The following is a 25,402-nucleotide window of genomic DNA, read 5'->3' on the forward strand; positions in this document are numbered from 1 at the left end:
GGCGGGGTGACTCTCGGCGCCCTCGCACTCCTGCTGTTCGGCATCGCCATCGGCATAGCCATCGGCGTCCTTGCCGAACGCTCCCGCCGCGTCCGCCCAGGTCAGGACGGCCCGGACGCGGGAGTGGAGGCGTCCGCCCGGCTGCTGCTGGAGACCGCGGACCGCCAGCTGGCCCGCACCAGCGAGCCGATCCACGAATCCCTGCGCCACCTCGACGACCGCCTGCGCGAGATCGAGCAGGGCAGAGTCGCGGCCCAAGCCGCCCTGTCCCGCCAGATCGAAGACGTCCGCACCACCGGCGAAGAACTCCGCGGCCAGACGGCCGCCCTGGTCACCGCCCTGCGCACCCCCCAAGTCCGCGGCCGCTGGGGCGAGCTTCACCTGCGCCGCGCGGTGGAGCTGGCAGGCCTGGTCGACAAGTGCGACTTCACCGAGCAACTGGTGATCCCGGCCCAAGAAGGCGCAGAAGCGGGCGAAGGCGGAGCCGGCGTCGCCAGGCCGGACCTCGTCGTCCACCTGGCCGGAGGCAAGCACGTCGTAGTGGACGCGAAGGTGCCGCTGGGAGCATTCCTAGAAGCCGCCGAAGCCCCGAACGACCTGGTCAGAGAAGAGCGCCTCCGCGCCCACGCAAAGCAGCTGCGCGCCCACGTCGACCAGCTCGCGTCCCGCGCGTACTGGAAGCGGATGGAGGCGGCCGGAGCATCGACGGCCGAATTCGTGGTCCTGTTCGTCCCCGGCGAGGCATTCCTCTCGCACGCACTGAGCGCGGACCCGGCACTCGTGGAGTACGCCGCAGAACGCCGCGTGGTGCTGGCCAGCCCGATAACGCTGATCACGCTGCTCAGGACAGTGGCGTACGCCTGGACCCAAGACACCCTCGCCTCCGAAGCCCGCACCGTGGTGGCGCTGGGAAGAGAGCTGTACGAGCGCATCGGCGTATTCACCGAGACGCTGGACACGGTGGGAAGGTCCCTCGGCGCCGCCGTAGGTGCGTACAACCGAGCCGTAGGCTCCCTCGACGCAAGACTGCTGGTGACGGCTAGGCGACTGCGCGACCTAGGCGTCGAGCAGGGCAATCCGCCCGAAGCACGCAGCCTTGACACCGCCGCCCGGTCCGTCAGCCCACCGCAGGAGTAGCGGGCGTGCGGGCTTGCGCGTGTGCGGGCTGGCGGGCGGCGGGGGCTAGGTGCTTCCCCTAGCCGCTCCCCCGCCGTGGAGTCCCTCATTGTTTTGCCCCTTGAAGGCAGGCTTCCCCGCTCTGCCTTCCCGCTCGCGCGAGCATTCGGTCAGCCACACGAGTGAGACCGGCTGCGTTGCACCAGGACTGTCGGCATATCAGCTCGTACCGTTAGCGACATGACCCGCCCGCGCGTCGCGACCCCCACCGACCCCGACATCACTGGCATCGCCACCACCTCCGCGCCGCGCGACTCCCACCACATCGCCGGCGACGCGACCGCAAGCAGTTCCCTCGCCCCAAGCGCCCCCCACGAGCCGAGCCCCGCGCTCAGCCCAACCACGTCGCCCGGCCTGAGCAACACCCACAACCCGCTCGCACCCGACGCCTCCCAAGACCCCGGCCGCCACGACGCCCCACCACCGTCGGCCTCCCACGCGCCCGAGCCTGGCGAAGTCCCCTCTCCGCACGTCGTCCCCGTCCCCGTCCCCGTCCCTGGACAAAGCGATGTTACTTCCCGCCCGGACGCCTCTCACACCTCCCACGACCTCGACGAGCTCCAAGACCTCCGCGTCCCCCAGCGCGACGACGTCCCCCACTCGTCCTACGCGTACGCCTCCCTCGAAAGTGCCGGGCGCGCCAGCGTCGCCCTCGCCACACATGACTCCCCCGGGTCCGTCCGCAGCAACATCGCTCTCGCCGCGCGGGACTCCCACGAGCCTGGCCGCGGAAACGTCGCCCTCCGTCCCCACGATTCGGACACCCTCCAGCACCCCCTCAACCTCGAGCCCACCAACGCTCTTCGCGCTCCCTACGACCCCGGGCGCGGCAACGCTTCGCCACCGCACAACTCCCTCGACCTTCCCCGCAGCCCACGCACCTCCGGTGGGCCCCAGACCCGCAATAGTCAGCCCACGCTAGTCGCGACCCGCACGCGTGGCCCTCTACCCCGCAGCACGGTCACGTACGGCGGCGCACCCTCACGCCCCTACCGCGGCGGCCCCACGCGTCCCTACCCGGGCAATCCCCCGCGGTACCCCTCCAGTGCAAGCCCTTCGCATCCCCACAGCGGCGTGCCCGCTCACGGCGACAGCCTCGGCCCCCTAACCGGCCTCGGCGTGTCACTCATGATGGGAGCAGCCTGTGCGGGCGGAGCACTGCTCGACATGTTCCTGGTCGGCGGCCCCGCCTGGGCGCTCGCCGTCATCTACGTCGTGGCCTGCGGCTACACGGCCACCCGAGTGCGGCGAGCGGACTGGTTCAGTGCCCTGGTGAGCCCGCCCCTCGCGTTCGCCGCAGCGGTGATCATGCTGGCCACGCTGATGCCGAACAGCTTCGGCCCCGGCGCCCTCGGCGTCCTCGCCACGACGTTCACCCTCCTCGCCGCGAAGGCGAAGGCGCTCTACATCGGCAACGCCATCTCCGCCGGCGTCCTCCTCAGCCGCCGCATCAAGGCCCGCCGCGCCATCCCCAGCCCCCGCGCCGCCTCGTAAGCATTCTGCTGCGGGTCACCCAGCCCCTTCGCCCAGCTCACACAACCGACCCCACACTCCGGTCTGCATGCGGCATTCGGCGCCGCGCCCCATCCCCGCCCCAGTTTTTCTGCCTACAGCAGAATCCTCCGCATTTGTCGGAACCCTCTTGTATCTTTGAGTTACAGGAAGAACACGAAGAGTTCTTCGCCACGGGGAGGGGTTCCACTCATGTATTGCCATCCGCCGACTGCCCATCAGCTCTCGGCCGGCCGCCAGGTCCGCGGCCACCACAGCCACCGCGGCCGCTGGACTCGCCCCCAGGGTCCCGGTTCGGCCGACGACGATTCCTGACGCACCTTCAAGGAGGGCTGCCCTGATTCGCCCCCGACCAGAGCGTGCCCTGGCCCTGATGCACCTTCGACCGCGGCCTGCCCTGATGCAGCCTCAACCACAGCCCGCAGTCCGCCCTGATGCAGCCTCAACCACAGCCCGCAGTCCGCCCTGATGCAGCCTCGTCCACAGTGCGCAGTCCGCCCTGATGCAGCCTCGTCCACAGTGCGCAGTCCGCCCTGATGCAGCCTCGTCCACGGTCCACAGCCCGCAACGAGGCGCGCTCGACGCGCCCCAACCGCCAAAGCCTGAAAGGAGTGATGCCTCGAAAGGCCCGCCCTCACCCGATACTCGGCTACTCAGCTAATCGACTACTCGGCTTACAGCCGACGAAGCTCATGCGGGAGCGCGAACAGCAGCTTCTCCTGCGCCGAACGGACTTCCTCGACCTCGCCGTAACCGTGCTCGGCCAGCAGTGTCAGCACGTCCTGGACCAGGTTCTCGGGCACGGACGCGCCCGAGGTCAGGCCCACCGTCGTCACGCCCTCGAACCAGGCCGGGTCGACCTCCTCGGCGAAGTCGACCAGGTACGACGCGGGCACGCCGACCTCGAGGGCGACTTCGACCAGGCGCACCGAGTTGGAGGAGTTCTTGGAGCCGACCACGATCAACAGGTCGCACTGGCCGGCGATCTGCTTGACCGCGATCTGCCGGTTCTGGGTGGCGTAGCAGATGTCGTCGGACGGCGGGTCGAGCAGCAAGGGGAAGCGCTGCTTGAGCCGGGCCACCGTCTGCTGCGTCTCGTCCACGGACAGCGTCGTCTGAGACAGCCACGCCACCTTCGACGGGTCGCGCACCTCGACGTCGTCCACGCCGTCGACGCCGTCGACGAGCTTGATGTGCTCGGGGGCCTCGCCGGTGGTGCCGACGACTTCCTCATGGCCTTCGTGCCCGATGAGGAGAATGTCGTAGCCCTCCTCGGCGAAGCGCACGGCCTCCTTGTGCACCTTCGTCACCAGCGGGCAGGTCGCGTCGATCGTGCGCAGGTTGCGGCCCTTGGCCGACTCGTGCACCTCGGGCGCCACGCCGTGCGCGGAGAAGATGACCAGCGCGCCCTCGGGCACCTCGTCGTTCTCCTCGACGAACACCGCGCCGCGCTCCTCGAGCGTCTGCACGACGTGCTTGTTGTGAACGATTTCCTTGCGGACGTACACGGGGGCGCCGAAACGTTCGAGTGCGCTCTCCACTGTCTGCACAGCCCGGTCCACCCCTGCGCAGTAGCCGCGCGGGGCGGCGAGGAGGACTCGCTTGCGGGGAGCGGATTCGGCGGTGACCGGAGCAGAGACCATGACACCTATGGTATTCCGCTCTCCGGCGTGCGCCCTAGCCCGGAGGCGGGATCTTCACCGGCTCTGCACATCGCGGCGTGGCGTGTCGCACGCGCCACACGTGTCGCGACCGCGCGCGACGCGGGGTCGGCGTGGCGTGTTCGGCGGCCGTGCCCGCGCGCGGAATCGACCGAGATCGCACGGAAATGGAGTGAGATGAGGTGACTGATTGGAGTCGTCCCCTAACTGAAATGAGATGCCTGAGCATGATCGCCACAGCGGCGCGTTAGCGGCGCGTTCGGAGTAGGCCGCCGCGGATCGTCGAGGTCGACGCCTCGACAGTGCTGCACCGCTGCGGCTCGGTCGGAGCACTCGACGATGGCCTTCATGGGCGCCGTGGTCCCACTCGAGTGCGTGGAACGCAATCCCATGCAGCGCGCCGTGGTGTCAGCGGCGGGGCCTAGGGTGGTCGGCATGGCCTTGGAGAGCTCCTTCGAGAAACCGGTGCCGGTGGCTACGGTCGCGACTCTGGTCGGCGACTGGATCGACCGGCTTGGCGTCATCCACGTCGAGGGGCAGATCACGCAGATCAACCGACGCCCCGGGGCCGGAGTGGTGTTCCTGACTCTGCGGGATCCGGCACAGGACGTCTCGGTGAACATCACCTGCTACCGCCAGGCGTACGAGCAGATCGTGCCGCCGCCCGCCGAGGGGCAGCGGGTCGTGCTGCGCGCGAAGCCTGCGTTCTACCGGGGCCGCGGCCAGTTCTCGCTGCAGATGTTCGAACTGCGGCAGGTCGGGCTCGGCGAGTTGTTGGCGCGGATCGAGCAGCTGAAGCTGAAGCTCGCCGGCCAGGGGCTGTTCGATCCCGGTCGGAAGCAGCCGTTGCCCTTCCTGCCCCAGCTGATCGGCCTGATCACAGGACGGGCGTCGGCCGCGGAGAAGGATGTGCTGGAGAACACGCGCCGGCGCTGGCCGGGCGTGCGGTTCGAGGTGCGCGAGGTGGCGGTGCAGGGAGCCACGGCTGTCCCGCAGATCACGGGAGCGCTGGCCGAGCTCGACGCCCATCCCGAGGTGGACGTCATCGTCATCGCGCGCGGTGGCGGCTCCGTGGAAGACCTCCTGCCGTTCTCCGACGAGCAACTGCTGCTCGCGGTCGCGGCGTGCCGGACCCCCGTGGTCTCGGCGATCGGGCACGAGCCGGACTCGCCGCTACTCGACCTGGTCGCCGACCTGCGCGCTTCCACTCCGACGGACGCGGCCAAACGCCTGGTGCCCGACGTCAGTGAAGAGCTTGAGCGTGTCCGACAGGCCCGGGCGCGCATGCGCGGAGCGATAGGGCGCATGCTCGACCGCGAAGAACGCGCACTGAGCAACTACCGCTCGCGGCCGGCGCTCGCGGCGCCGCACAGCATGCTCGAACGCCGAGAACAGGAAATCGCGGATACGCGGGCTCGCGGCCGTCGGGCGCTGCACCAACGCATCGCCCGCGACACGGAGGTGCTCGGCCAGACGCTGGCCAGAGTGCGCGCGCTGTCCCCACTCAAGACGCTCGAGCGTGGATACGCGATCGTGCAGACGTCCGAGGGTCACGTCGTCCGCGACGGTGCGGAAGTGATGGCCGGTCAGGAGCTCGGCGTGCGGCTGATGGCAGGTCGCTTGGCCGTGACCGTCGGCTCTGTCTCGGAGACCGGAGAGATGACGACTCCCCCGGCAGCGGACACGGACGACGCGCCTGAACCGGCCGACCCGGCCGAATGAGGCAGTCGCTCCAGAACACGACGCCGCCCAGGCTCCGACACGGAGGCTGAGCCCTGGGCAGGCGCCGAGGCTAAGCCGTGCGCGGGCGCGGAGGCTGAGCCTTGGGGGCGGGCGCCGAGGCTCAGCCTCGGACGGGTGCCACGTCCGTCTGGGCGCTCTAGCTCCGGTTCAGTGGGCGACCGATCGCTGGGGCGCCTGGCGGTGGCGGCGTGGTTTGCGCAGGATGCTGGTGGTGGCACAGGGGTGGGTGCCAGTGGATATCACCAGACAAGCAGCTTTAAGCCAGCCTGGCCTCTCGGGCGCATGGTACTGACGGTGCGGAAGAGACGTGCGTTGAAGACGCGAAACACCGAGGTGCTGATGGCACGAAACACAGCGGCTCTGCCGAGCGGGGAACGTGCTGTGCTGGTGGGTGTGAAGAACAACCGCGGTGTGAAGGACAGCCGCAGTGGTGGGCGGCAACGACTCACCGTGCTGGTACGGAACGGGCGGACAGCGTGGGCGGTGCGCGTCCGATTCCGTCACACCTGCTGTGGCATCCAACGGCTCATATAGGTGCCGAAGCGGGGCTCGGCGAACCCGAGCTCACGGTAGAGCGCATCGCCTGACTCGGAGGCGACGAGCTCCGTCTTCACCACGCCACAGCCGTCCATCCACCCCAAGGTCGCCTCGACCACGGCACGTCCGAAGCCGCGGCGTCGGAAGTCGGGATCCGTGGACACGCTGAGGATGTAGCCGATCAGGCCCGAATGGTTGTCCGGACTGGGCAGGCGCTGCTGGATCACACCGACCGCCCCGGCCGCGAGCTTGCCAGGTGCGTCTCCGGCGTCGACTACGAACGCCTGGATGGAGCTGTCCGGGTCGGACAACGCCAGTTCAAGCGTGTCCTTGCAGGCATACTCCCACGATTCGTCATGAACCTCCCTGAACGTGTTGATCATGATCCGGCGCAGCCGGGTCAGTTCCCAAGCGTCCTCGACCGACGCCCGCCTTACCACCACTCCCATGAGTGCCTCCCCGATCTCTGTCGGTAAGGGAATCTATCGTGGAGGACATGACTACGGAAGAGATCTCCGCATTGGGGTACGAGCAGGCGCGCGATGAACTGATCAGCACGGTTCAACGCCTTGAGGCCGGTGGCCTGGCTTTGGAGGATTCATTGCAGCTGTGGGAGCGGGGCGAAGCGCTCGCTTCGCACTGCCAATCGAAGTTGGACGGGGCGCGGGCCAGGTTGGACGCGGCCCTGGCGGCGGAGGGGACGGCGAAGGACTGACAGCGGCGAGTCCTGGAAGAGCAGGAAGTGGAGTGGCCGGCTGAGCCGAGGGCAGACGGCACGGCGATGTGATGAGGCGGCAGCGAGCGGGGGCGCTGGCTGCCGGATATCGCGTAGGGCGGCGCCCAGGGCCGTGCTAAGCGGCGCCTGCACCGGCGGCCGTACTCTGTGACACCACTGGCTGCAGACGCCGCACAGTCCTGCACGACGCGCAGCACGGCGCGGAGCGGGCCGCTGTGGCGGCGGGAGGCGTGAGCTGTGGCCACGGCGCAGCGCGGGGGCTGTGGCTGCGGGGTGGCACTGCGGACCTGCTGGGGCGTCAGCTCTGGAGCGAGCCGGCGAGGGTCTCGAGCTCGGCGAGCGAGGCGGAGCCGGCTACGACTTCGAGGCTCTTGCCGTCCTGGCGGAACAGCAGCGTCTTGAGGCCGCCGGGGGTGGTGCCGGCGTAGCTCTGCCACTGCTGGCCGGCGGCGGTGACGGTGCCGTGCCGGGTGGCGTCGGAGTGCTGGTCGTCGAGGAACTGGGCGATGGACTCGGTCGTCTGCTCGAACTCGGCGTACTTGCCGGCCTCGGTCTGGTAGCCGAGGTGCCAGTCGGCGGCTGCGTCGCCGGCCGGCTCGTAGGTGTCGGAGGTCAGCTCCCAGCTCGCGGGCAGGCCGGTGGGGCTCATCGCGGTGAAGGGGAGTTCGCTGCGGGCCGCCGTCAGCATCGCCTGGTAGTCGGCGTTCGAGACGGGGGTGACGACGTTCTTCGGGGCGTTCGCCGGCATCAGCCAGATCACCAGCAGGATCGGCACGACGATCAGCGCCATCGTGAGCACCATGTCGCGCACGGTCGTCCTGAGCCGGGAATGGGTCTTCGCCATGGCGCCATCATCCCAAGGCGCCTCCTCGGGCCGCCCACCGGGTCGGCAGTAGGATCAACGAACCGGCCTCCTCAGCCGGTGACCACACATTTCCCATAGCGACGGACGGACCACGGGCTCCAGCCGGTGGGCGGGCGGGCAGGCTCACGACGACGATGCCGGCTCGGCGAAGGCGACCACGATGACGGCGATGGCGAAGGTGCAGGCGATGCGCTCAGGCTCAGGCTGAGGCTCGCGCCCTAGGCCGCCACCGGCCGCCATCGGCCGCGGCTCCGTTCAGATCAAACGATCAAACCGATCAGACCGTTGTCCGAGTGCGGAAGGACTGCAGATGACTCAGGCCCAAGAGGTACCCGACCGGAACCTGGCCCTCGAACTCGTCCGGGTGACCGAAGCGGCGGCCCTCGCGGCCGGCCGGTGGGTCGGGCGTGGCGACAAGAACGGCGCGGACGGCGCCGCGGTGGGCGCGATGCGGCGGCTCATCAACACCGTCTCGATGGACGGCGTGGTGGTGATCGGCGAGGGCGAGAAGGACAACGCGCCGATGCTCTTCAACGGCGAGCAGGTCGGCAACGGGGACGGGCCCGAGTGCGACGTGGCCGTGGACCCGATCGACGGCACGACGCTCAACGCCAAGGGCATGCCGAACGCCATCGCGGTGATCGCGCTGGCCGAGCGGCACGCCATGTACGACCCGTCCGCCGTCTTCTACATGGAGAAACTGGTGGTCGGGCCGCAGGCGGCCGAGGCCGTCGACATCACCGCCTCGGTCGGGCACAACATCCGGGCCGTGGCCCGGGCCAAGGGCTGCTCGCCGAGCGAGGTCACCGTCGTCATCCTGGACCGGCCGCGGCACGAGAACCTGGTGCACGAGGTGCGCGAGGCCGGCGCGCGGATCAAGTTCATCAGCGACGGCGACGTGGCCGGCGCGATCATGGCGGTACGGCCGGAGACCGGCGTCGACCTGCTGCTCGGCATCGGCGGCACGCCGGAGGGCATCATCGCGGCGGCGGCGATCAAGTGCCTGGGCGGGGTGATCCAGGCCAAGCTGTGGCCCAAGGACGAGGCCGAGCGGCGCAAGGCGCTGGACGCCGGGCACGATCTGGACCGGGTGCTGACCACGGACGACCTGGTCACCGGGGACAACTGCTTCGTGGCGATCACCGGCATCACGGACGGCGAGCTCGTACGCGGCGTGCACTACCGCTCCGGCGGCGCGGTGACCACCTCGCTGGTGATGCGGTCGAAGAGCGGGACGGTGCGACGGATCGAGTCGGAGCATCAGCTGTCGAAGTTGCGGACGTACAGCTCGGTCGACTTCGGCTGATGCGAAGAGGGCGGACGCGAAAAGGATGACTGACGCGAAGAGATTGACGGGGTAGGGGGGGCGCGACCGGGCGCGGCAGTTACATGGCGCGCGTGGGCATACGCCCGTTCGGACGACACCGCAGGCGGCGGCCAAGCGTGGGTGATCCCCTGTCAGTGGAGAGTTCCGCTGACAGGGGGTCATTCCCCCGCCCACCGGAGGCCGTCTTGTCGACGCAGCAGGCGACGCAGGGAGAAGGCACCGACCAGCCGCAGGTCGAGGAGAGCCACGGCAAGGTCATGCTGGTGTTCGCCGGCGTCATGCTCGGGATGTTCCTCGCCGCGCTCGACCAGACCATCGTCGCCACGGCGCTGCCCACCATCGTGGGGGATCTGGGCGGGGCCAACCACCTGTCCTGGGTGGTCACCGCCTACATGCTCGCCTCGACGGCGACGACGCCGCTGTGGGGCAAGCTCGGCGACATGTTCGGCCGCAAGACGGTCTTCCAGATCTGCATCCTGATCTTCCTGATCGGCTCGGTGGCCTGCGGGCAGGCCCGGAACATGGTCGAGCTGATCGGCTTCCGGGCGGTGCAGGGGGTCGGCGGGGGCGGGCTGATGGTGCTGTCCATGGCGATCATCAGCGACGTCGTCCCGCCGCGGGACAGGGGGAAGTACCAGGGCGTGATCGGGGCGGTGTTCGGCGTCGCCTCCGTGCTCGGGCCGCTGCTCGGCGGGTTCCTGGTGGACAACCTCAGCTGGCGCTGGGTGTTCTACGTCAACCTGCCGATCGGCATCGTGGCCTTGTTCGTCATCTCCATCGCGCTGACGAAGAAGAACCCCCACCACAAACCGAAGATCGACTATCTGGGCACCTTCCTCATCGCGGCCGCGTCGGTCTGCCTGGTGCTGATCACCAGTCTGGGCGGCACGACGTGGGGGTGGGGGTCCATACAGGTGATCTCGTGCGCGATCGGTGCGGCCGTACTGATCGCCCTGTTCATCCTGGTGGAGCAACGCGCGGCAGAGCCGGTGATGCCGCTGAAGCTCTTCCGCAACCCGGTCTTCCGGCAGTGCTCGGCGATCGGGTTCGTGGTCGGGTTGTGCATGTTCGGCGCGCTCTCCTACCTGCCGCTGTTCATGCAGGTGGTGGACGGCGACTCGCCGACGGTCTCGGGGCTGCGGCTGTTGCCGTTGATGGCGGGGCTGCTGGTCGCCTCGATCGGGACCGGGCAGTTGATCAGCAGATACGGCCGGTACAAGATCTATCCGATCATCGGCACGCTGTGCATGGCGGTCGGGCTCTACCTCATGTCGCACATCGACGAGCATTCGTCCTCGACCACGCTCGGGTGGGACATGGTGGTCTTCGGGCTCGGCATCGGGCTCACCATGCAGGTGCTGACGATCGCGACGCAGAACGCGGTCCACTACGCGGACCTGGGGGTGGCCACTTCGGGCGTGACCTACTTCCGCTCGATCGGCGGGTCCTTCGGGGCGTCGATCTTCGGCACGATCCTGAACAATCAGCTCTCGAGCAAGCTCGCCTCGGCGTTGGCGTCCGGGCAGATCCCGCACAGTTTCCCGGCGGCACGGATCCTGGGGAATCCGACCTCGGCGCGCCAGCTTCCGGCGGCCGAGCGCGATCCGTTCCTGCACATCTACGCGACCTCGTGCGCGAAGGTCTTCCTGATCGCCTCGCCGATCGCGCTGGTAGCCTTCCTGCTTTCCCTGTTCCTGCGCGAGGTACCGCTGCGTACGGCCACGAAGACGACCGACTTGGGCGAGTCCTCCGGGCTGCCGACGTTCCGCACGTCGCTGGCCGAGATCGAGCGCTTCGTGACCAAGCTGTCGAGCCGTCAGAACGTCTGGGAGCGCTACGGACGGGCGATCGAGCGGGCGGACGTCGACATCTCAGTGCCACAGGCGTACGGGCTGTTCCGGCTCTACCACGCGGGGCCGATCACCGAGGAGGAGATCTGCAGGCGGATCAAGTCACCGGTCGACGAGATCCGGCCGCGGGTGGATCGGCTGGTGGCCAGCGGGAACGTGCGCCGGGACGAAGACGGCGTGATCTCGCTGACACCGGAGGGGCTCGACGTCGTCGACAAGCTGTCGCAGGCGCGGCTGCAGCTGCTCGAGGAGCAGCTTCAGGGCTGGGATCCGGAGCAGCACGCGGATCTCGTCGCGTTCCTCAAGATCCTGTCGGACAACTCGTTCGAGGCGCCGGACCGCCACGTCCTGCAGCCGTAGCGAGCCGTAGCGGGCACGGCGACCGGCCAGGAAACCGGCATCGAGGCCGGCGCCGAGACCGCCCAGCTCACGCGTCGAGGGGCAGAAAGTTCTCGGACCAGGCGGCGGGGCGCAGGGATCCGGGACTGACCTTGACGATCGCGCGGGTGCCGCGCGCGTGCAGCACTTCGGGGCCGTCGTCGCCCTCGGGGAAGGACAGGCAGCGGAAGCCGAAGACGGCGCTGGTGGTGCCGCGGCGCTCCAGGTGGATCTCGACGACGAGCTCGCCGCGCTCCTGCGTGAACGGGCGGATGAACTCGATGTCGTACTGCCGGACCACGCTCAGGCCGTCGGACGGGTCGAGGTCGGTCAGCGTGTGGAACCAGGCGGTCATCGCCCGCTCCACGTGGATCGCGTAGCGGGCGTTGTGCAGCACGCCCACCATGTCGAGCTCGTCGAACCAGACGGTCGAGCGGTGGACGTACAGCGGGGTGTCACTCATCGCCTTTTGAGCCATTTCTTGCGGGGGCGCTTGGCCTCCACGTTACCGAACAGGCTCAGCCCGCGGACGTGCACGATCGGGGTCTCGGCCGTGTACGGCTGGTCCTGGCTGAGGTTCATGTTGCGCTCGCCGAGGATCGCCGTGCCCTCGTTGACCACCATCACGCCCTCCGGCACGATCAGCTTCACCTCGCCGAAGATGCTGGTCGCGGTGATGGTCATCTCGCGCTGCTCGAGCACGGCCTCGGTCAGGTCCAGCTCGACCGAGCCGAAGATCGCCTTGGCCTCCAGTCCGCTGCGCACCAGCCAGCGGCCGCGCCGCTTCTGTTCGCCGAAGACGGCGACCACCGAGTCGGTCAAGCCGCCGACGGCCGGCGGCATCTCGCCGCGCGCGCTCGGAGCGGCGCCGGCGGAGGGCGGGGAGAAGGCGACGGGCAGGTCGGCCAGGTAGGGGCGCAGTTCGCCGAGGGTCTTGGCGGCGTAGACGCCGTCGGTGCGCTCGGCGTGCTCTTCAGCGCTGAGCCGACCTTCTGCGAACGCCTGGCCGAGCAGCTTGGCGACGTGGTCGCGGTCGGCGTCGGAGGCGCGCATGGAGAACCCGCGGTCGTCGGCGGGGACGGGTTCGTTGCCGAAGGAGAGTGGCGGCGTCACAGGCTCAAGATAACCGATCGAGCGGATTCGCCGTTGGGCCCGGTATGGCGGATCCGCTGCGGGGGCCCGGAACCGGCTTCTAGTCGACCGGCGTATCGACGTTGTGCAGCGCTTCCCGGGCGGCGCGCTCGGCGTCGCCGGCTTCGATGGCCTCGAGCAGGACGCTGTGGCCGCGGGCCAGGTAGATGTCGTGGCCGGTGGCCGAGCTCAGCGTGGTCAGCAGCGAGGCGAGCTGTTCGGCCATCTCCAGGTACATCTCGGTGAGCATCGGGTTGTGCGAGGCGGCGACGACGGCCTGGTGGAAGCGCACGTCCGCTTCGACCCACGGGGTGACCCAGACCGGGTCCCAGCGCCCGAGTTCACGGCCGACGTCCGCGACCACGTCGCGCTCGGCCAGGGCGTCGGCCATCGCGCGCAGGTCTTCCTCGGTGCGGCGGGAGGCGGCCAGCCGGGCGCCTTCGACCTCGAGCGCGCGCCGGACTTCCTGCACGTCGGTGTCGGTGTAGCTGCCGAGTTGGCGGCGGAGGGCGCCGGCGAGTTCGCTGCGCGAGCGGACGTAGGTGCCGTCACCCTGGCGTACTTCGAGCAGGCCGATGTGTGCCAGGGCCTTGATGGCCTCGCGGACGGTGCCGCGGCCGACCTGGAGCCGCTCGATCAGCTCGGACTCGGGCGGGATGCGCTCGCCGAGGGGCCAGGCTCCGGTCGCGATCTGCTCACGGAGGCTGGCGATCACCTCGTCGCACAGGGAACCGCGGCGCAGGCCCGCCAGCTCGGTCATCTCCGCATACCTGCTCTCTGCCAAGCTCCGCTGCCCGGCGCCGCTGTGTCGACGACGGGCACTGTCTCACGAATCCGGGTTCTGAACCCGCCCGGTCACGACACGCTGCCCCGGCGTGGCGAGGCCACGTACGAGCCGACCACACCCTGGAGCACGGTGACGACCACCACGACCAGCAGCGGCGCGGTCCAGGAGCCGGTCGCGTCGTGCAGCATGCCGAAGCTGAGCGGCACGACGGCCGCGAGCAGGTAGCCGATCGACTGGCTGAAGGTGGAGAGCGCCGCGGTGCCGTGCGCGGTGCCGCCGCGCAGCGGGAAGAGCGCGAGCACGAGCGGGAAGGTGGCCATGCCGAAGCTGAAGAAGACGACCCAGAGCCAGGTCAGCGAGGCCGGCGCGATGATCAGGCCGATGAAGCCGACGAGCGAGGCGGCAGTGAGTCCCAGCAGCATCGGGCGCTGGTCCTTCATCCGGGCGCCGAGGTGCGGCACCAGGTAGGAGATCGGGATGTTGATGAAGAAGATCGCCGAGAGCACCGCACCGGCGGCGGTGTGCGACATGCCCGCGCTGCCGAGGATCGAGGGCAGCCAGCCCATGATCACGTAGGCGCCGACGGACTGCAGGCCGAAGAGCGCGGCCAGGGCCCACGCCAGCGGCTGGCGGGCGATCTGACGCAGCGGCAGGTGCGCGGCCGGGACGGCGGAGTCGACGACGGCGTTGGAGGGGTGGGCGGCGCGCTGGGGCCGCGCGGCGAACCAGGCGGCCAGCCCGATCACGCTGGGGATCACCCAGACCGCGAGTCCGGCGTCCACGGCGTGGAAGGCGTTGGCCACCGGCACCGAGGCCAGCGCGGCCACGGCCGAGCCGCCGGCGAGCACCATCGCGTACAGGCCGGTGACCTGCCCGACCCGGTCCGGGAAGTACTGCCGCACGACCACCGGCAGCAGCACGTTCGCCAGCGCGATGCCGAGACCAGCCAGCACCGAGCCGGCCACCAGCGCGGTCGTGTCGTGCAGGCTGTGCACGATCTGGCCCGCCGTCAGCGCGGCCAGCGCGGCGGCGATGACGGTGCCGGCGGTGTACTTGCGGGCCAGCCAGGAGCCGGAGATCCCGCCGACGGCGAAGGCGAACGGCCAGATCGCGGTCAGCAGCGACTGGATCCCGGAGGACAGGTGCAGGCCGGCGCCCAGCTGATCGAGCAGGGCGCCGGTCGCGGACACCGAAAGCCGCAGGTTCGCGGCGATGAGGATGACACCGAGCAGGATGAGCCCGGTGCCTGCGACCCGATGCGCACCCGGACCCGGCTCGGCCCCGGCCGCGGGGACGGGGTCGGGGGTCTGGTTCGCGGATGCTTCGATCGTCGACGTCACGTGCTCGATGATAATACGTATGACGTCTCACGTCATACCTGCACGGAGCAGCGGCGAAAACCACCTTCCGTGATCATCCATGGACTCTGCGTTTTCTGTCGGTGGCGCCCGTGATACTGGCGCTATCGCGTCAATGGAGACCAGAGACCACGGAGTGGTGATCATGCGGAAGCTGATTGCGACAGTGTTCAACTACTCGCTCGACGGCCTTCTCGCCGACGAGGGCACCGAGTTCTGGAAGTTCTGCTTCGACCAGCCCGAGAACAGCCGGCCCGACCAGCCCGCACACCTCGACTTCCTGCGGAGCGCCTACGCGCACGTCATGGGCCGGGAGACGTACCTCGGGGTCTCCCAGGCCATGACGGACTCCCCGGACCATCCCTTCGCCGAGCTGCTGACCGCCGGGCGCAAGGTCGTCTTCTCCCGCACTCTGCAGACGGCCGACTGGCCCAACACCACCATCGTCGGCGGCGACACCGCGGCGGAGGTCGAGAAGCTCCGGCAGGGCGGCGACGGCCACATCGTGGTCTGGGGCGGTGTGCGGCTCTTCCGCTCGCTCATGCAGCTCGACCTGATCGACGAGCTGCACGTGAGCATGTTCCCTTACGTGGCCGGCGAGGGCACGCGGCTGTTCGACGGCGTCCCCGCGTCCTATCCGCTCGAGCTGGTCTGCGCCGAGCCGTCGGTGAGCGGGATCGTGGAGCTGCGCTACCGGCGGCGGCGCTGACCCGGCGCACGCCGCGCGGGTGGCCAAGACCACGTCCGCCGCGGCCCGGAGCGCAGCTCGGCCGGGCTTAGGCTTAGACGATTGGACGTAGAGGTCTATGGAGGCGCGCGAGAATGCCCGAATTCGCTTATTCCGATCTGCTGCCGACCGGCCAGGACGACACCGAGTACCGCCTCGTCACCAGCGAGGGCGTCTCCACCGTCTCCGCCGCCGGGCGCACCTTCCTGCAGGTCGAGCCGGAGGCGCTGCGGCTGCTGACGGCCGAGGCGATGCACGATATCGCGCACTTCCTGCGCACCTCGCACCTCAAGCAGCTGGCCTCGATCATGAACGACCCGGAGGCCTCGCCCAACGACCGGTTCGTCGCGCTCGACCTGTTGAAGAACGCGAACATCGCGGCCGGCGGCATCCTGCCGATGTGCCAGGACACCGGCACCGCGATCGTGATGGGCAAGCGCGGGCAGAACGTGCTGACCGACGGGGACGACGAGGCGCACATCGCCCGCGGCGTGTTCGACGCCTACACCAAGCTCAACCTGCGCTACTCCCAGATGGCGCCGCTGACCACCTGGGACGAGAAGAACACCGGCTCGAACCTGCCGGCCCAGATCGAGCTGTACGCGGCCAAGGGCGAGGCGTACAAGTTCCTTTACATGGCCAAGGGCGGCGGCTCGGCCAACAAGTCCTACCTGTACCAGGAGACGAAGGCGATCCTGAACCGCGGCGCGATGCTGCGGTTCCTGGAGGAGAAGATCCGCTCGCTCGGCACCGCCGCGTGCCCGCCGTACCACCTGGCCATCGTCATCGGCGGCACCTCGGCCGAGTTCGCGCTCAAGACCGCGAAGTACGCCTCGGCGCACTACCTCGACGCGCTGCCGACCGAGGGTTCGATGCTGGCGCACGGGTTCCGCGACCACGAGCTGGAGCAGGAGGTGTTCGAGCTCACCCGCAGGCTCGGCATCGGCGCGCAGTTCGGCGGCAAGTACTTCTGCCACGACGTGCGCGTGGTCCGGCTGCCGCGGCACGGCGCCTCGCTCCCGGTGGCCATCGCGGTCTCCTGCTCGGCCGACCGCCAGGCCCTGGCGAAGATCACCGCGCAGGGCGTGTTCCTCGAGCAGCTCGAGACCGACCCGGCCCGCTTCCTGCCGGAGACGACGGACGAGCACCTGAATGACGACGTGGTCCGGGTGGACCTGAACCGCCCGATGTCCGAGGTGCGGGCGGAGCTCTCGAAGTACCCGGTCAAGACCCGGCTCTCGCTCACCGGCACGCTGGTGGTGGCCCGGGACATCGCGCACGCGAAGCTCAAGGAGCTGCTCGACGCGGGCAAGCCGCTGCCGGACTACATCAAGGACCACCCGGTCTACTACGCCGGCCCGGCCAAGACCCCGGCGGGCTACGCCTCCGGCTCGTTCGGCCCCACCACGGCCGGTCGGATGGACTCGTACGTCGACCAGTTCCAGGCGGCGGGCGGCTCGTTCGTCATGCTGGCCAAGGGAAACCGGTCCAAGCAGGTCACCGACGCCTGCGCCGCGCACGGCGGCTTCTACCTCGGCTCCATCGGCGGCCCGGCCGCGCGGCTGGCGCAGGACTGCATCAAGAAGGTGGAAGTGCTCGACTACGCCGAGCTCGGCATGGAGGCGGTGTGGCGGATCGAGGTCGAGGACTTCCCGGCCTTCATCGTGGTCGACGACAAGGGCAACGACTTCTTCACCAACCCCGGCGACGACAAGCCGCTGCTGAGCATCGGCACGAAGCAGTAGTCGAGGATCCCGTTACGCTGCCGGTATGACGGAGGCCGCAGCACCACGTCTCGCCGAGGTCTATCCGGTCCTGGTCGACTACTTGAAGACCGAACTGATGGAGCTCGGCGAGCAATCGCTCGTCGACGCACTCCGCGAGCTGCCTTACCTCGGCTGGTGCGAGTGTTCGTGGAGTTGTACGTACGTGCGCACTGGCGACGCCGAGAGGGCAGGCGACGCCTGGATTCACCTGGACGAAGAGGACATCCCCAGTGTCTGGCTGCAGCTCGACCGCGACCGGGCGTCCATCGTGGGCATGGAGATCCACGAATTCGAACTCCGCTGGGCCCGGCCGCGAAGCGGGAACACCTGAGTGAAGAACACTGCTGAAGCAGGCGGGCCCCAGCGGCGAGCCGGGGCCCGTTCGCGTTCACGGCGAAGCGGCGTTCATCTCAGAACGGTGCATCGGCATCAGGGTTGGTCTAGAGTCCCGATGTTCCTGTTTCCGCTCTCTCAAACGTGGGGTGAGGCCATGGGGGACTCGTTCACCGCCGATCCGTCGGCGATAACCCAGCTCGGAGCACAGTTCACGGACCAGGCGCAGGGGCTGTCCTCGTCGGCGTCCGGGTACAGCGGGTCGGCGTTCTCGATCGGCGAGGCGTTCGGGCTGCTCGGCGCCTGCGACGGGGCGCTGTCGAAATACCTGTCGATGCTCAAGAACACCATGAACGGCCTGGACCAGCTGGCCGAGGTCTGGGGGCAGACCGGGCAGCAGCTGCAGGCCACGGCGCGCAACTATCAAGACGTGGACGCGGGGTGCGCACAGAGCATCTCCGAGGCCGGGGGTGCGGAGTGAATATCAACGCTGACGTGGTCAAGGTCCTGGAGGCGATGGGGCTCCCGCTGCCGGGGGGCGACGGGGACACGCTCAGGTCCATCGCGCAGGACTGGGACGACCTGGCCGACAAGGTCGACCGGCAGGTGGACGAACTCGACTCCGCGGTGAAGACGGTGGGGCCGAGCGAGTGGGCCGGCTCCGCGGCCGACGCGTTCCACCAGCACTGGCAGCAGCAGGCTGATTCGACCCGCAAGGGCGTGGCCAACTTCCACGACGTGGCCAAGTCGATGTGCTCCTACGCCACCAACATCGACTCGATCAACGAGGAGCTCGTCAGCATCTGCGAGCAGATCGTGATCGCGACGGCGGCCGGCGCGCTGCTGACCGTCGTCACGGCTGGGCTGTCCGACCTCGCGTCGGCGATCGCGGACTCGGCCGAGGCGGCTCGGATCGTGGCCCTGATCGCCAAGTTCGCCGATCTCGCCGAGCAGGTGGGCGTGGACATCGACCGGGTGGCCGAAGTGCTCGGCGAGGTTATGGAGAATCTCAAGTCTCTGTCCGAGACGCTGAAGCTGGGCGACGTGGCCTCGAACGTGGCCGCGGACACGACGGCCAACGTGGCCTCGCAGGCACTGTCCGGGCAGAAGGTCACCTGGGGTGCGGACCTCGAGAACGGCGTGCTCGACGGCGTCGGCACGGTCGGTGCCTCGGCGGTTCTGGGCAAGGTCGCGCCGGGCCTGATGACCGGAGCAGGCGGTGCCACGACGGCGCTCAACGACGGGGTGAGCAACTTCGTCGGCGGCGTCTTCCAGTCCGAGGTCGGCGGTGTCGCCGGCGTGAAGGGCGACGTCGCGTACCAACTGCCGACTTCGGGGGCGGCGCTGTCCGCGGACGGCCAGAACCTCGAGGGCGCGTTGGCCGACGGGCTCGGCGGTGTCGCGGCTCATGGCGCGGCGCACCCGACGGCGAAGAGCACCGGCGTCTTCACCATCACCGACACCCTCGGCGGCATGACCACCTCGTCGGAGACCTCGGCCACCGGGCTCAAGCAGACGCTCAACTCGCTCGACGGTCCGGACGGCGCGATGCCGGTCGCCGGCGGGAACTGATTGCTTAGCGCCTAGAGCAATTTAATGATCGACTGAGCGCTCGTGGGGCGTGGTGACTTTTCGGGTCCGGGGTGGTGGTCGTGGTGTGGGCGGCCGCTTCGCGCCGCCCGGTTCTTCTGTCCACCCGCCCACCCGTTGCGTTGGTGGGGTGGGCTGGGGTTTCAAGATCTCGCCTCCGGCGGGGGCCTTCCCTCGGAGAGAGATGCCGGGTTCGTGTGGGTGCTGTCGTTGGCGGGGCGGGCTGACGTTGGGGGTGGTGGGGTTGCGGGGGCGTGCTCTCTCCTCGGTCGGTCCCCGGAGGCAATCAGGGACCTGCCGGGAGGTCAAGCGGCGGAGGCTTCCGCTGGTGGTGGATTTTGCATCGCGCCGCTTGACCTCCCGGCAGAACCCTAATCGGGCTTCGCCTGCCCGACCGAGGAGAGAACCCACCCCCTGAGGGTCCGGTGCGAGCTGCGCTCAGGCCGGGTCCCATCCCGCGGCCCGGCCGCGCTCGGTGCGGAAGGATTCTGCATCGCCCTGATCCGAGCATCCCGGTCCTCGATCCGCGCGAGCGAGTCCCGTGGTCCGGCTGTGCTTGGTGCTGAATCCTGCACGACTGGATCCGATCCATCCCGATCCCAGACCTCGCGGAGGAATCCCGCAGGCTGGCGCCCGATCCGGAAGAATTCTGCATCACTCTCATCCGGCCATCCCGATGCCCGATCCGCTCGAAGGGGTCGGTGGCCCGGTCGCGCTTGCTGCTGAATCGTGCATCGCCGTGGTCCGATCCACCCCGAATTCCAGATCTCGCTGCAGAACCCCACAGGCTGGCTGGCCGGGTTCGGTGCGGAAGGATTCTGCATCACCGTGGGCCGATCCATCCGGCGCTCATGCGAAGCGCACGATCGCGTGGCTCGGTCGCACGCCGAGGGGAAATCCTGCACCGTCTTCGGCCACACCCCTAACGCCACCTGACCAGCCATCGCGTCCACCACCCCTCCCGTCACAAGTCCCGATCCCCCGTACGTTTCCATGCTAGACGCCACCGCCGACAAAAACCGCGTATCCGGCTTTCATCAGATAAAGAAAATTCCGGCCGTTAAGGGGAACTCGTGCGTGCTCCCCGGCGTTGAAAAACTAGAGAGAAGAGCGGTCCAGAACGGCGATGCAGGATTCTTCCGCATCGAGCGCGACCGGGCTACGGGATGGGACTCGGCCCGAGCGCAGCTCACACCGGACCCTCAGGGGGTGGGTTCTCTCCTCGGTCGGGCAGGCGAACCCCGGTCAGGGTTCTGCCGGGAGGTCAAGCGGCGCGATGCAAGATCCAGCATCAACGGAAACGACCGCCGCTTGAGCTCCCGGCAGGTCCCTGGTTGCCTCCGGGGACCGACCGAGGAGAGAGCACGCCCCCGCTACCCCACCACCCCGAACCACAGCCCGCCCCGCCAACGACAACAACCACGCAACCCCGGCACTCTCCGAGAGAAGGGCCCCCCGCCGGAGGTGAAAGCTTGAAACCTCAGCCCACCCCGCCAACGCAACGGGTGGGCAGGCGGTCAGAAGGAACAGGGCGACGCGAAGCGGCCGCCCACACCCCGACCCGACACGTCATCCCACGCCCCACCAGCGCTCAACCGATCATCAAATCGCAATAATGTTACCCCGCCGCCGATTCGGCGAACGTCCAACGGACTCGGTGGGCGGGCACGCGTCCGATCTTGGACCGGTTCCGGTCCAGGCGCCATTCCGGTGTGGCGATCAGCGCGTCGGCCGGGGACCGTCGCGAGTTCCGTTCCAGCACACGCGCATCGACTTCGGCCAGGTGTGCGGGAAGCCGCTCGACGGGAGGCCCGGTGACTTGGGCCCGCGCGAGCCGCTCGAGACGGTCCCGCCAGAGCTCCAGCTCCTCGGCAAGCTCGCCCTCTGATATCGGCCAGAGTTCGTACCGCGCGGGGTAGTCGTCGAGCTCGGCCGAGAAATTGCATTCGAAATAATGCGGGCGACCGCCGATCAGGGCGACGCCGGTGCGCGGGCAATCCCACCACGCCCCGTAGCACACGATCTCGTCGAAACCGTCCTGCTCCGCATCCGTCATGACCCTGATTATCTCAGCTAAGACCCCGAACTCGTCCCGTAGACGCGCACCTGGGCGAAGGTGCGGCAGGTGACCATCAGGCGTGCGTCGGGGCTGAAGACGACGTTCGCGACGGAGCTGTTCTTCACGTACGGCACCTTCGCCGACGCGACCAGCTCACCGGTGGCCGGATCCCACATGCAGACCCGGTCGCCGGTGGCGCCGCCGAGGATGCCGCCTGCGGTGAAGGCGAGCGCGAACGCAGAGTACGAAGGTACCTTCAGCGAGCGGATCGGCTGCCAGCCGTTCGGATCCCACAGCCGCACCTCGTCCCCGCGCATCCCGGCCGCGAGCATGCCGCCGTCGGGGCTGAAGGCGAGGCTGCGAGCCAGGAAATCGCCTTCGCCGAGTGCGTACACGGGTTGGCCGCCGACGGGCTCGATCAGCGCGATCCGGTGCGTGCCCTTGCGTTCCCGGCCGCCGAGGGCGACGGCGAGGACCGAGCCGTTCGGATGGAACGCCAGAGCATTGACACCTGGCTCAGGCAGGTGGGCCGTGACCGGCCGGGCCGGACTGACGCTGAGATCGAACAGCCGCACGGACTGCTCGTCCGCGGCGGCGAGGATCGGTGCGGTCTGGCTGAAAGCGAGCTGCGCCAACGGGCCGGAGAAGCCGCTGAGCACATCAAGGCACTGACCGTCGTTCGCGCGCCAGAGCCGGACCGTGCCGTCGCGGCCGCCGCTGGCGAGCAGCTGCCCGTCGGGGCTGAATGCCAGACACTGCACGGTGCCGACGAGCTTCGTGGGGCGGTGGCCGGCCAACTGGGCCAGCAGCTTGGGCTCGTACGGATCCCACAGGTCGACGGTCGGGCTCTCGCCGCCGACCGCGAGCAGCCGGCCGTCCGGGCTCAGGGCCAGCGTCGCGGCGCGCGCGGGTCGGGCACGCAGGCCGGTGCCGATCTTCAGCTCGTGCCGGAAGGCCGTGGGCAGTTCCATGGTCGAAGCCTGTCTTTCTACGGGACGTGCCGGGTGGCGCCGTATGTGGCGCCGGCCCAGGCCAGGCCCACGATCACGAGCGCGAACGGCGGCGCCCAGTAAGGGAAGTGCAGCGCGCTGCCGTTGGACACCGCGGTCAGGGATCTGATGGTGGCGTCGGCGGGGCTGAACCTGGCCAGCAGCAGGCCGAAGGAGAGCAGGCCGGCCAGCAGCACGCCCCAGCCGGAGGGACGCACCAGCGGCGGCGCGCTCAACGCGCCCGCGGCCGAGCCGAGCAGGACGCACACCAGCTCCGTGGTGAGGCCGGCCGCGGTCGTCGCGCCGCCGCCGTGGGAGCCGGTCGTCATCGCCACCAGGGCGCCGACGATCGCGCACACCAAGCCGTAGCCGGTCGCGGCGCACAGGGCGGTGAGCCTGGCCCGGGCCGGGCCGACCACGGTGGCTATGATCGCCGCCGATTCCGCGGGCTCCGCGCTGAGCATCGACCTGGTCAGCCAGGCCGTGACCGGCACCAGAAAGGCCGCGCTGTAGGCGTATGCGTCCGGGGCGGTGTCGCCGCCGGCCGAGTCGATGGCGAGCGCGATGCCGTAAAGCAGCGCGGGGCCCAGCCAGCGCTGCGATCCAGCGAACAGCGTGGCGTAGTAGCGCACCACTGCGAAGGTCCGGGTGTTCACTCGGCGCTCCCCTCGGCCATACGCACGGTCCTGACATGCGTCGTCGGGTACTGCGTCAGAAGCTCGCGCAGCAGCCGGTCGGAGTGCTCGGCCGCGATGCTGACGCGCACCGCGCCGTCCGCCAACGGTCGCGCACGTCCGGGAAGCGGCCATGGCTCCGGCGCGCCTTCGAGGTCGATCAGGGCCGTGGGCACGGCGAAATCGGCCGCGGCGGCCGACTGCAACGAGCCGTCGCGCACCAGGTAGGCGGCAGTGGCGTCCTCGGCCAGCCGCTGCGCGTCGTGGTCCACGTAGACGACGATCCCGCCGCCGTCGCGCACCGTGCGGGCGACATCGTCGAGCTCTCCTTGGCCGGCCGCGTCCAGGCTCGTCCACGCCTCGTCCAGGATCAACAGCTCCGGCTCACCGAGCAGCGCCTGGACTATGGCGACCTTCTGCGCCGTGCCGCGGGACAAGTCCCCGATCCGGTGCTTGCGGTAGCCCCACGCCTCGAAGCGCTCCAGGCCGGCCTGCAACCGCTGCTCGGCCTCGGACTCGCTCAGGCCCTGTATTCGGCCCAGGTGCAGCAGATAGTCCTGCACCCTGAACGGGACCGCGGGCAGCTGCCCGGGCACGTAGGCGGCCCGGGCCGGTCGGCCGGTCACGCTGCCGCGGCCGGGTCGGTGCACCCCGGCCGCGATCCGCATCAGCGTGGACTTGCCGCTTCCGTTGTAGCCGCCGATCCGCGTGAGCGAACCGGGTTCCAGTTCGAGGCGCACGTTATCGAGCACCCAGGGCGCACGTTGGCTGTAGCGGTACCCCACACCGTTGAGCAGCATGCGCCCACAATAGCCGCCCGCGTCGGACGGGGCCGTCAGACCGAGAGGTCCTCGAGCATCTCCGTGACCAGAGCGGCGATCGGCGAACGCTCCGAGCGCGTCAGCGTCACGTGCGCGAACAGCGGATGCCCCTTGAGCTTCTCCACCACCGAGACCACGCCGTCGTGCCGGCCGACCCGGAGGTTGTCGCGCTGGGCGACGTCGTGGGTGAGCACGACGCGCGAGCCGCTGCCGATCCGGGAGAGCACGGTGAGCAGGACGTTGCGCTCCAGCGACTGCGCCTCATCCACGATCACGAAGGAGTCGTGCAGGGAACGGCCGCGGATGTGCGTGAGCGGAAGCACTTCGAGCATGCCGCGGTCCACAACCTCGTCGATGACCTCGGAGGTGGTCAGCGCCGAGAGGGTGTCGAAGACCGCCTGGCCCCAGGGCGTCATCTTCTCGCCCTCGGTGCCGGGCAGGTAGCCCAGGTCCTGGCCGCCCACGGCGTACAAGGGCCGGAACACCACGACCTTGCGATGCTGGCGGCGCTCCATCACGGCCTCCAGGCCCGCGCACAGCGCCAGCGCGGACTTGCCGGTGCCGGCCCGCCCGCCGAGCGAGACGATGCCGACCTCCGGGTCCAGCAGCAGGTCCAGCGCGATCCGCTGCTCCGCGCTGCGCCCGTGCAGGCCGAAGGCCTCCCGGTCCCCGCGCACCAGGCGCACCTGCTTGTCCGAGGTGACCCGGCCGAGCGCCTTGCCGCGCTCCGAGACCAGCACCAGGCCGGTGTGGCAGGGCAGCTCGGCGGCCTGCGCCAGCTCGATCCGGCCGTGCTCGAAGAGGGCGTCGACCTGCGAGCCGCCGATTTCGAGCTCTGTCATGCCGGTGTATCCGGTGGTGACGGCCAGTTCCGCCCGGTACTCCTCGGCGGGCAGCCCCACCGCCGCCGCCTTGACCCGCAGCGGCAGATCCTTGGACACCAGCACCACGTCGGCGCCCTCCGCGGCCAACGCCTTGGCCACGGCCAGGATCCTGACATCGTTGTCAGGGTTCTGCGAGCCGGGGCGGAATCCCGGCGGCAGAACGGAAGTGTCGGAGTGGTTGAGCTCGACCCGCAGCGTGCCGCCGGACTCCCCGATCGGCAGCGGCTGGTCCAGACGTCCGTGACGTACCCTGAGCTCATCCAGGAAATGCAGCGACGCGCGGGCGAAATACCCGAGTTCCGGATGGTGGCGCTTGCCCTCCAGTTCGCTGACCACCACGAGCGGGATGACGACCTCATGCTCCTCGAAGCGGGTCACCGCGGTGGGGTCGGCCAGCAGTACGCTGGTGTCCAGGACATAAGTGCGCCGTTCGGATGCAGTGGCCACTAGTGCTCCGGCTCTGTACGGCGGCCTCTGTGCGGCACGCCCTTACCCTCG

23 protein-coding genes are annotated in these 25,402 nt (G+C 69.3%); 11 read left to right on the forward strand and 12 right to left on the reverse strand.

Annotated features, from left to right (window positions below):
* Positions 1–6: 6 nt before the first annotated feature.
* The gene (locus ACTRO_RS20785; protein WP_034265400.1) at positions 7–1,137 is read left to right on the forward strand and encodes a DNA recombination protein RmuC; all 1,131 of its coding nucleotides are present in this window, start codon (positions 7–9) and stop codon (positions 1,135–1,137) included.
* Positions 1,138–1,356: 219 nt separating this feature from the next.
* Entirely contained in the window at positions 1,357–2,670 is a 1,314-nt protein-coding gene (locus tag ACTRO_RS51065) for a DUF6542 domain-containing protein (RefSeq protein WP_342673730.1), read from the forward strand.
* 692 nt (positions 2,671–3,362) lie between these two features.
* On the opposite strand, the gene ACTRO_RS20800 is transcribed toward ACTRO_RS51065, so the two are convergent.
* Complete coding sequence (locus ACTRO_RS20800; RefSeq protein ID WP_034265410.1) at positions 3,363–4,331, reverse strand: 4-hydroxy-3-methylbut-2-enyl diphosphate reductase; 969 nt, start codon at positions 4,329–4,331, stop codon at positions 3,363–3,365.
* A gap of 453 nt (positions 4,332–4,784) precedes the next feature.
* Here ACTRO_RS20800 and xseA point away from each other — a divergent pair, with 453 nt between their 5' ends.
* On the forward strand, positions 4,785–6,071 hold the full coding sequence (gene xseA, locus ACTRO_RS20805) for an exodeoxyribonuclease VII large subunit (RefSeq protein WP_034275926.1): 1,287 nt from the start codon (positions 4,785–4,787) through the stop codon (positions 6,069–6,071).
* 521 nt (positions 6,072–6,592) lie between these two features.
* Here xseA and ACTRO_RS20810 read toward each other — a convergent pair.
* A complete protein-coding gene (locus tag ACTRO_RS20810) occupies positions 6,593–7,078 on the reverse strand; it encodes a GNAT family N-acetyltransferase (RefSeq protein ID WP_051451139.1) in 486 nt (161 codons plus the stop codon).
* A 47-nt stretch (positions 7,079–7,125) separates the two neighbouring features.
* On the opposite strand from ACTRO_RS20810, the gene ACTRO_RS20815 reads away from it, so the two are divergent.
* Positions 7,126–7,344, forward strand: coding sequence for an exodeoxyribonuclease VII small subunit (locus ACTRO_RS20815; RefSeq protein WP_034265413.1), 219 nt, complete (start codon positions 7,126–7,128; stop codon positions 7,342–7,344).
* Positions 7,345–7,663: 319 nt separating this feature from the next.
* Here ACTRO_RS20815 and ACTRO_RS20820 read toward each other — a convergent pair whose 3' ends face one another.
* Positions 7,664–8,209: a DUF4245 domain-containing protein gene (locus tag ACTRO_RS20820; protein WP_034265417.1), complete on the reverse strand. Its 546-nt coding sequence runs from the start codon at positions 8,207–8,209 to the stop codon at positions 7,664–7,666.
* A 331-nt stretch (positions 8,210–8,540) separates the two neighbouring features.
* On the opposite strand from ACTRO_RS20820, the gene glpX reads away from it, so the two are divergent.
* On the forward strand, positions 8,541–9,536 hold the full coding sequence (glpX, locus tag ACTRO_RS20825; RefSeq protein ID WP_034265419.1) for a class II fructose-bisphosphatase: 996 nt from the start codon (positions 8,541–8,543) through the stop codon (positions 9,534–9,536).
* Between the two features lie 206 nt (positions 9,537–9,742).
* The gene (locus tag ACTRO_RS20830) at positions 9,743–11,767 is read left to right on the forward strand and encodes an MFS transporter (protein ID WP_034265422.1); all 2,025 of its coding nucleotides are present in this window, start codon (positions 9,743–9,745) and stop codon (positions 11,765–11,767) included.
* Positions 11,768–11,834: 67 nt separating this feature from the next.
* On the opposite strand, the gene ACTRO_RS20835 is transcribed toward ACTRO_RS20830, so the two are convergent.
* The 4 genes from ACTRO_RS20835 to ACTRO_RS20850 all read right to left on the reverse strand — a co-directional run bounded on the left by ACTRO_RS20835 (position 11,835) and on the right by ACTRO_RS20850 (position 15,043).
* Entirely contained in the window at positions 11,835–12,248 is a 414-nt protein-coding gene (locus ACTRO_RS20835; protein ID WP_051451140.1) for an acyl-CoA thioesterase, read from the reverse strand.
* On the reverse strand, positions 12,245–12,898 hold the full coding sequence (locus tag ACTRO_RS20840) for a DUF1707 SHOCT-like domain-containing protein (RefSeq protein ID WP_063628043.1): 654 nt from the start codon (positions 12,896–12,898) through the stop codon (positions 12,245–12,247). The genes ACTRO_RS20835 and ACTRO_RS20840 overlap by 4 nt, the downstream gene beginning before the upstream one ends.
* A 79-nt stretch (positions 12,899–12,977) precedes the next feature.
* Positions 12,978–13,676 (reverse strand): FadR/GntR family transcriptional regulator, encoded by a 699-nt coding sequence (locus tag ACTRO_RS20845; protein ID WP_034265431.1) that lies wholly within the window; start codon positions 13,674–13,676, stop codon positions 12,978–12,980.
* Positions 13,677–13,771: 95 nt separating this feature from the next.
* Entirely contained in the window at positions 13,772–15,043 is a 1,272-nt protein-coding gene (locus ACTRO_RS20850) for an MFS transporter (RefSeq protein WP_051451141.1), read from the reverse strand.
* A gap of 163 nt (positions 15,044–15,206) precedes the next feature.
* On the opposite strand from ACTRO_RS20850, the gene ACTRO_RS20855 reads away from it, so the two are divergent.
* The 5 genes from ACTRO_RS20855 to ACTRO_RS20875 all read left to right on the forward strand — a co-directional run bounded on the left by ACTRO_RS20855 (position 15,207) and on the right by ACTRO_RS20875 (position 19,459).
* Positions 15,207–15,770 (forward strand): dihydrofolate reductase family protein, encoded by a 564-nt coding sequence (locus tag ACTRO_RS20855; protein WP_034275929.1) that lies wholly within the window; start codon positions 15,207–15,209, stop codon positions 15,768–15,770.
* A 113-nt stretch (positions 15,771–15,883) separates the two neighbouring features.
* Positions 15,884–17,533: a fumarate hydratase gene (locus ACTRO_RS20860; RefSeq protein ID WP_034265432.1), complete on the forward strand. Its 1,650-nt coding sequence runs from the start codon at positions 15,884–15,886 to the stop codon at positions 17,531–17,533.
* 25 nt (positions 17,534–17,558) lie between these two features.
* Positions 17,559–17,885 carry a hypothetical protein gene (locus ACTRO_RS20865; RefSeq protein WP_034265436.1) on the forward strand — a complete coding sequence of 109 codons (327 nt, stop codon included), beginning with the start codon at positions 17,559–17,561 and terminating at the stop codon, positions 17,883–17,885.
* A gap of 159 nt (positions 17,886–18,044) precedes the next feature.
* On the forward strand, positions 18,045–18,368 hold the full coding sequence (locus tag ACTRO_RS20870) for a type VII secretion target (RefSeq protein WP_051451142.1): 324 nt from the start codon (positions 18,045–18,047) through the stop codon (positions 18,366–18,368).
* Positions 18,365–19,459 carry a WXG100 family type VII secretion target gene (locus ACTRO_RS20875; protein ID WP_034265438.1) on the forward strand — a complete coding sequence of 365 codons (1,095 nt, stop codon included), beginning with the start codon at positions 18,365–18,367 and terminating at the stop codon, positions 19,457–19,459. The genes ACTRO_RS20870 and ACTRO_RS20875 overlap by 4 nt, the downstream gene beginning before the upstream one ends.
* 1,636 nt (positions 19,460–21,095) lie before the next feature.
* Here the strand turns inward: ACTRO_RS20875 and ACTRO_RS20880 are convergent.
* The 5 genes from ACTRO_RS20880 to phoH2 are packed head-to-tail and all read right to left on the reverse strand — an operon-like array spanning position 21,096 to position 25,351.
* Positions 21,096–21,533: a hypothetical protein gene (locus tag ACTRO_RS20880; RefSeq protein ID WP_034265441.1), complete on the reverse strand. Its 438-nt coding sequence runs from the start codon at positions 21,531–21,533 to the stop codon at positions 21,096–21,098.
* 17 nt (positions 21,534–21,550) lie between these two features.
* Positions 21,551–22,507, reverse strand: coding sequence for a WD40 repeat domain-containing protein (locus ACTRO_RS48200; RefSeq protein ID WP_034265444.1), 957 nt, complete (start codon positions 22,505–22,507; stop codon positions 21,551–21,553).
* Between the two features lie 17 nt (positions 22,508–22,524).
* The gene (locus tag ACTRO_RS48205; RefSeq protein WP_051451143.1) at positions 22,525–23,181 is read right to left on the reverse strand and encodes a hypothetical protein; all 657 of its coding nucleotides are present in this window, start codon (positions 23,179–23,181) and stop codon (positions 22,525–22,527) included.
* On the reverse strand, positions 23,178–23,999 hold the full coding sequence (locus tag ACTRO_RS20895; RefSeq protein ID WP_034265447.1) for an ATP-binding cassette domain-containing protein: 822 nt from the start codon (positions 23,997–23,999) through the stop codon (positions 23,178–23,180). The genes ACTRO_RS48205 and ACTRO_RS20895 overlap by 4 nt, the downstream gene beginning before the upstream one ends.
* Positions 24,000–24,034: 35 nt before the next feature.
* A complete protein-coding gene (gene phoH2, locus ACTRO_RS20900; RefSeq protein ID WP_034265449.1) occupies positions 24,035–25,351 on the reverse strand; it encodes an RNA 5'-3' helicase PhoH2 in 1,317 nt (438 codons plus the stop codon).
* Between the last annotated feature and the right edge of the window lie 51 nt (positions 25,352–25,402).

The organism is Actinospica robiniae DSM 44927, from assembly GCF_000504285.1.
GTDB lineage: Bacteria > Actinomycetota > Actinomycetes > Streptomycetales > Catenulisporaceae > Actinospica > Actinospica robiniae.

What these genes read in the sequence shown, in the direction of transcription:
- ACTRO_RS51065 (WP_342673730.1), top strand. Translation starts at nt 1,357, where the DNA reads ATGACCCGCCCGCGCGTCGCGACCCCCACCGACCCCGACATCACTGGC.
- ACTRO_RS20800 (WP_034265410.1), bottom strand. Translation starts at nt 4,331, where the DNA reads ATGGTCTCTGCTCCGGTCACCGCCGAATCCGCTCCCCGCAAGCGAGTC.
- xseA (WP_034275926.1), top strand. Translation starts at nt 4,785, where the DNA reads ATGGCCTTGGAGAGCTCCTTCGAGAAACCGGTGCCGGTGGCTACGGTC.
- ACTRO_RS20810 (WP_051451139.1), bottom strand. Translation starts at nt 7,078, where the DNA reads ATGGGAGTGGTGGTAAGGCGGGCGTCGGTCGAGGACGCTTGGGAACTG.
- ACTRO_RS20815 (WP_034265413.1), top strand. Translation starts at nt 7,126, where the DNA reads ATGACTACGGAAGAGATCTCCGCATTGGGGTACGAGCAGGCGCGCGAT.
- ACTRO_RS20820 (WP_034265417.1), bottom strand. Translation starts at nt 8,209, where the DNA reads ATGGCGAAGACCCATTCCCGGCTCAGGACGACCGTGCGCGACATGGTG.
- glpX (WP_034265419.1), top strand. Translation starts at nt 8,541, where the DNA reads ATGACTCAGGCCCAAGAGGTACCCGACCGGAACCTGGCCCTCGAACTC.
- ACTRO_RS20835 (WP_051451140.1), bottom strand. Translation starts at nt 12,248, where the DNA reads ATGAGTGACACCCCGCTGTACGTCCACCGCTCGACCGTCTGGTTCGAC.
- ACTRO_RS20845 (WP_034265431.1), bottom strand. Translation starts at nt 13,676, where the DNA reads ATGACCGAGCTGGCGGGCCTGCGCCGCGGTTCCCTGTGCGACGAGGTG.
- ACTRO_RS20855 (WP_034275929.1), top strand. Translation starts at nt 15,207, where the DNA reads ATGCGGAAGCTGATTGCGACAGTGTTCAACTACTCGCTCGACGGCCTT.
- ACTRO_RS20860 (WP_034265432.1), top strand. Translation starts at nt 15,884, where the DNA reads ATGCCCGAATTCGCTTATTCCGATCTGCTGCCGACCGGCCAGGACGAC.
- ACTRO_RS20865 (WP_034265436.1), top strand. Translation starts at nt 17,559, where the DNA reads ATGACGGAGGCCGCAGCACCACGTCTCGCCGAGGTCTATCCGGTCCTG.
- ACTRO_RS20870 (WP_051451142.1), top strand. Translation starts at nt 18,045, where the DNA reads ATGGGGGACTCGTTCACCGCCGATCCGTCGGCGATAACCCAGCTCGGA.
- ACTRO_RS20880 (WP_034265441.1), bottom strand. Translation starts at nt 21,533, where the DNA reads ATGACGGATGCGGAGCAGGACGGTTTCGACGAGATCGTGTGCTACGGG.
- ACTRO_RS48200 (WP_034265444.1), bottom strand. Translation starts at nt 22,507, where the DNA reads ATGGAACTGCCCACGGCCTTCCGGCACGAGCTGAAGATCGGCACCGGC.
- ACTRO_RS20895 (WP_034265447.1), bottom strand. Translation starts at nt 23,999, where the DNA reads ATGCTGCTCAACGGTGTGGGGTACCGCTACAGCCAACGTGCGCCCTGG.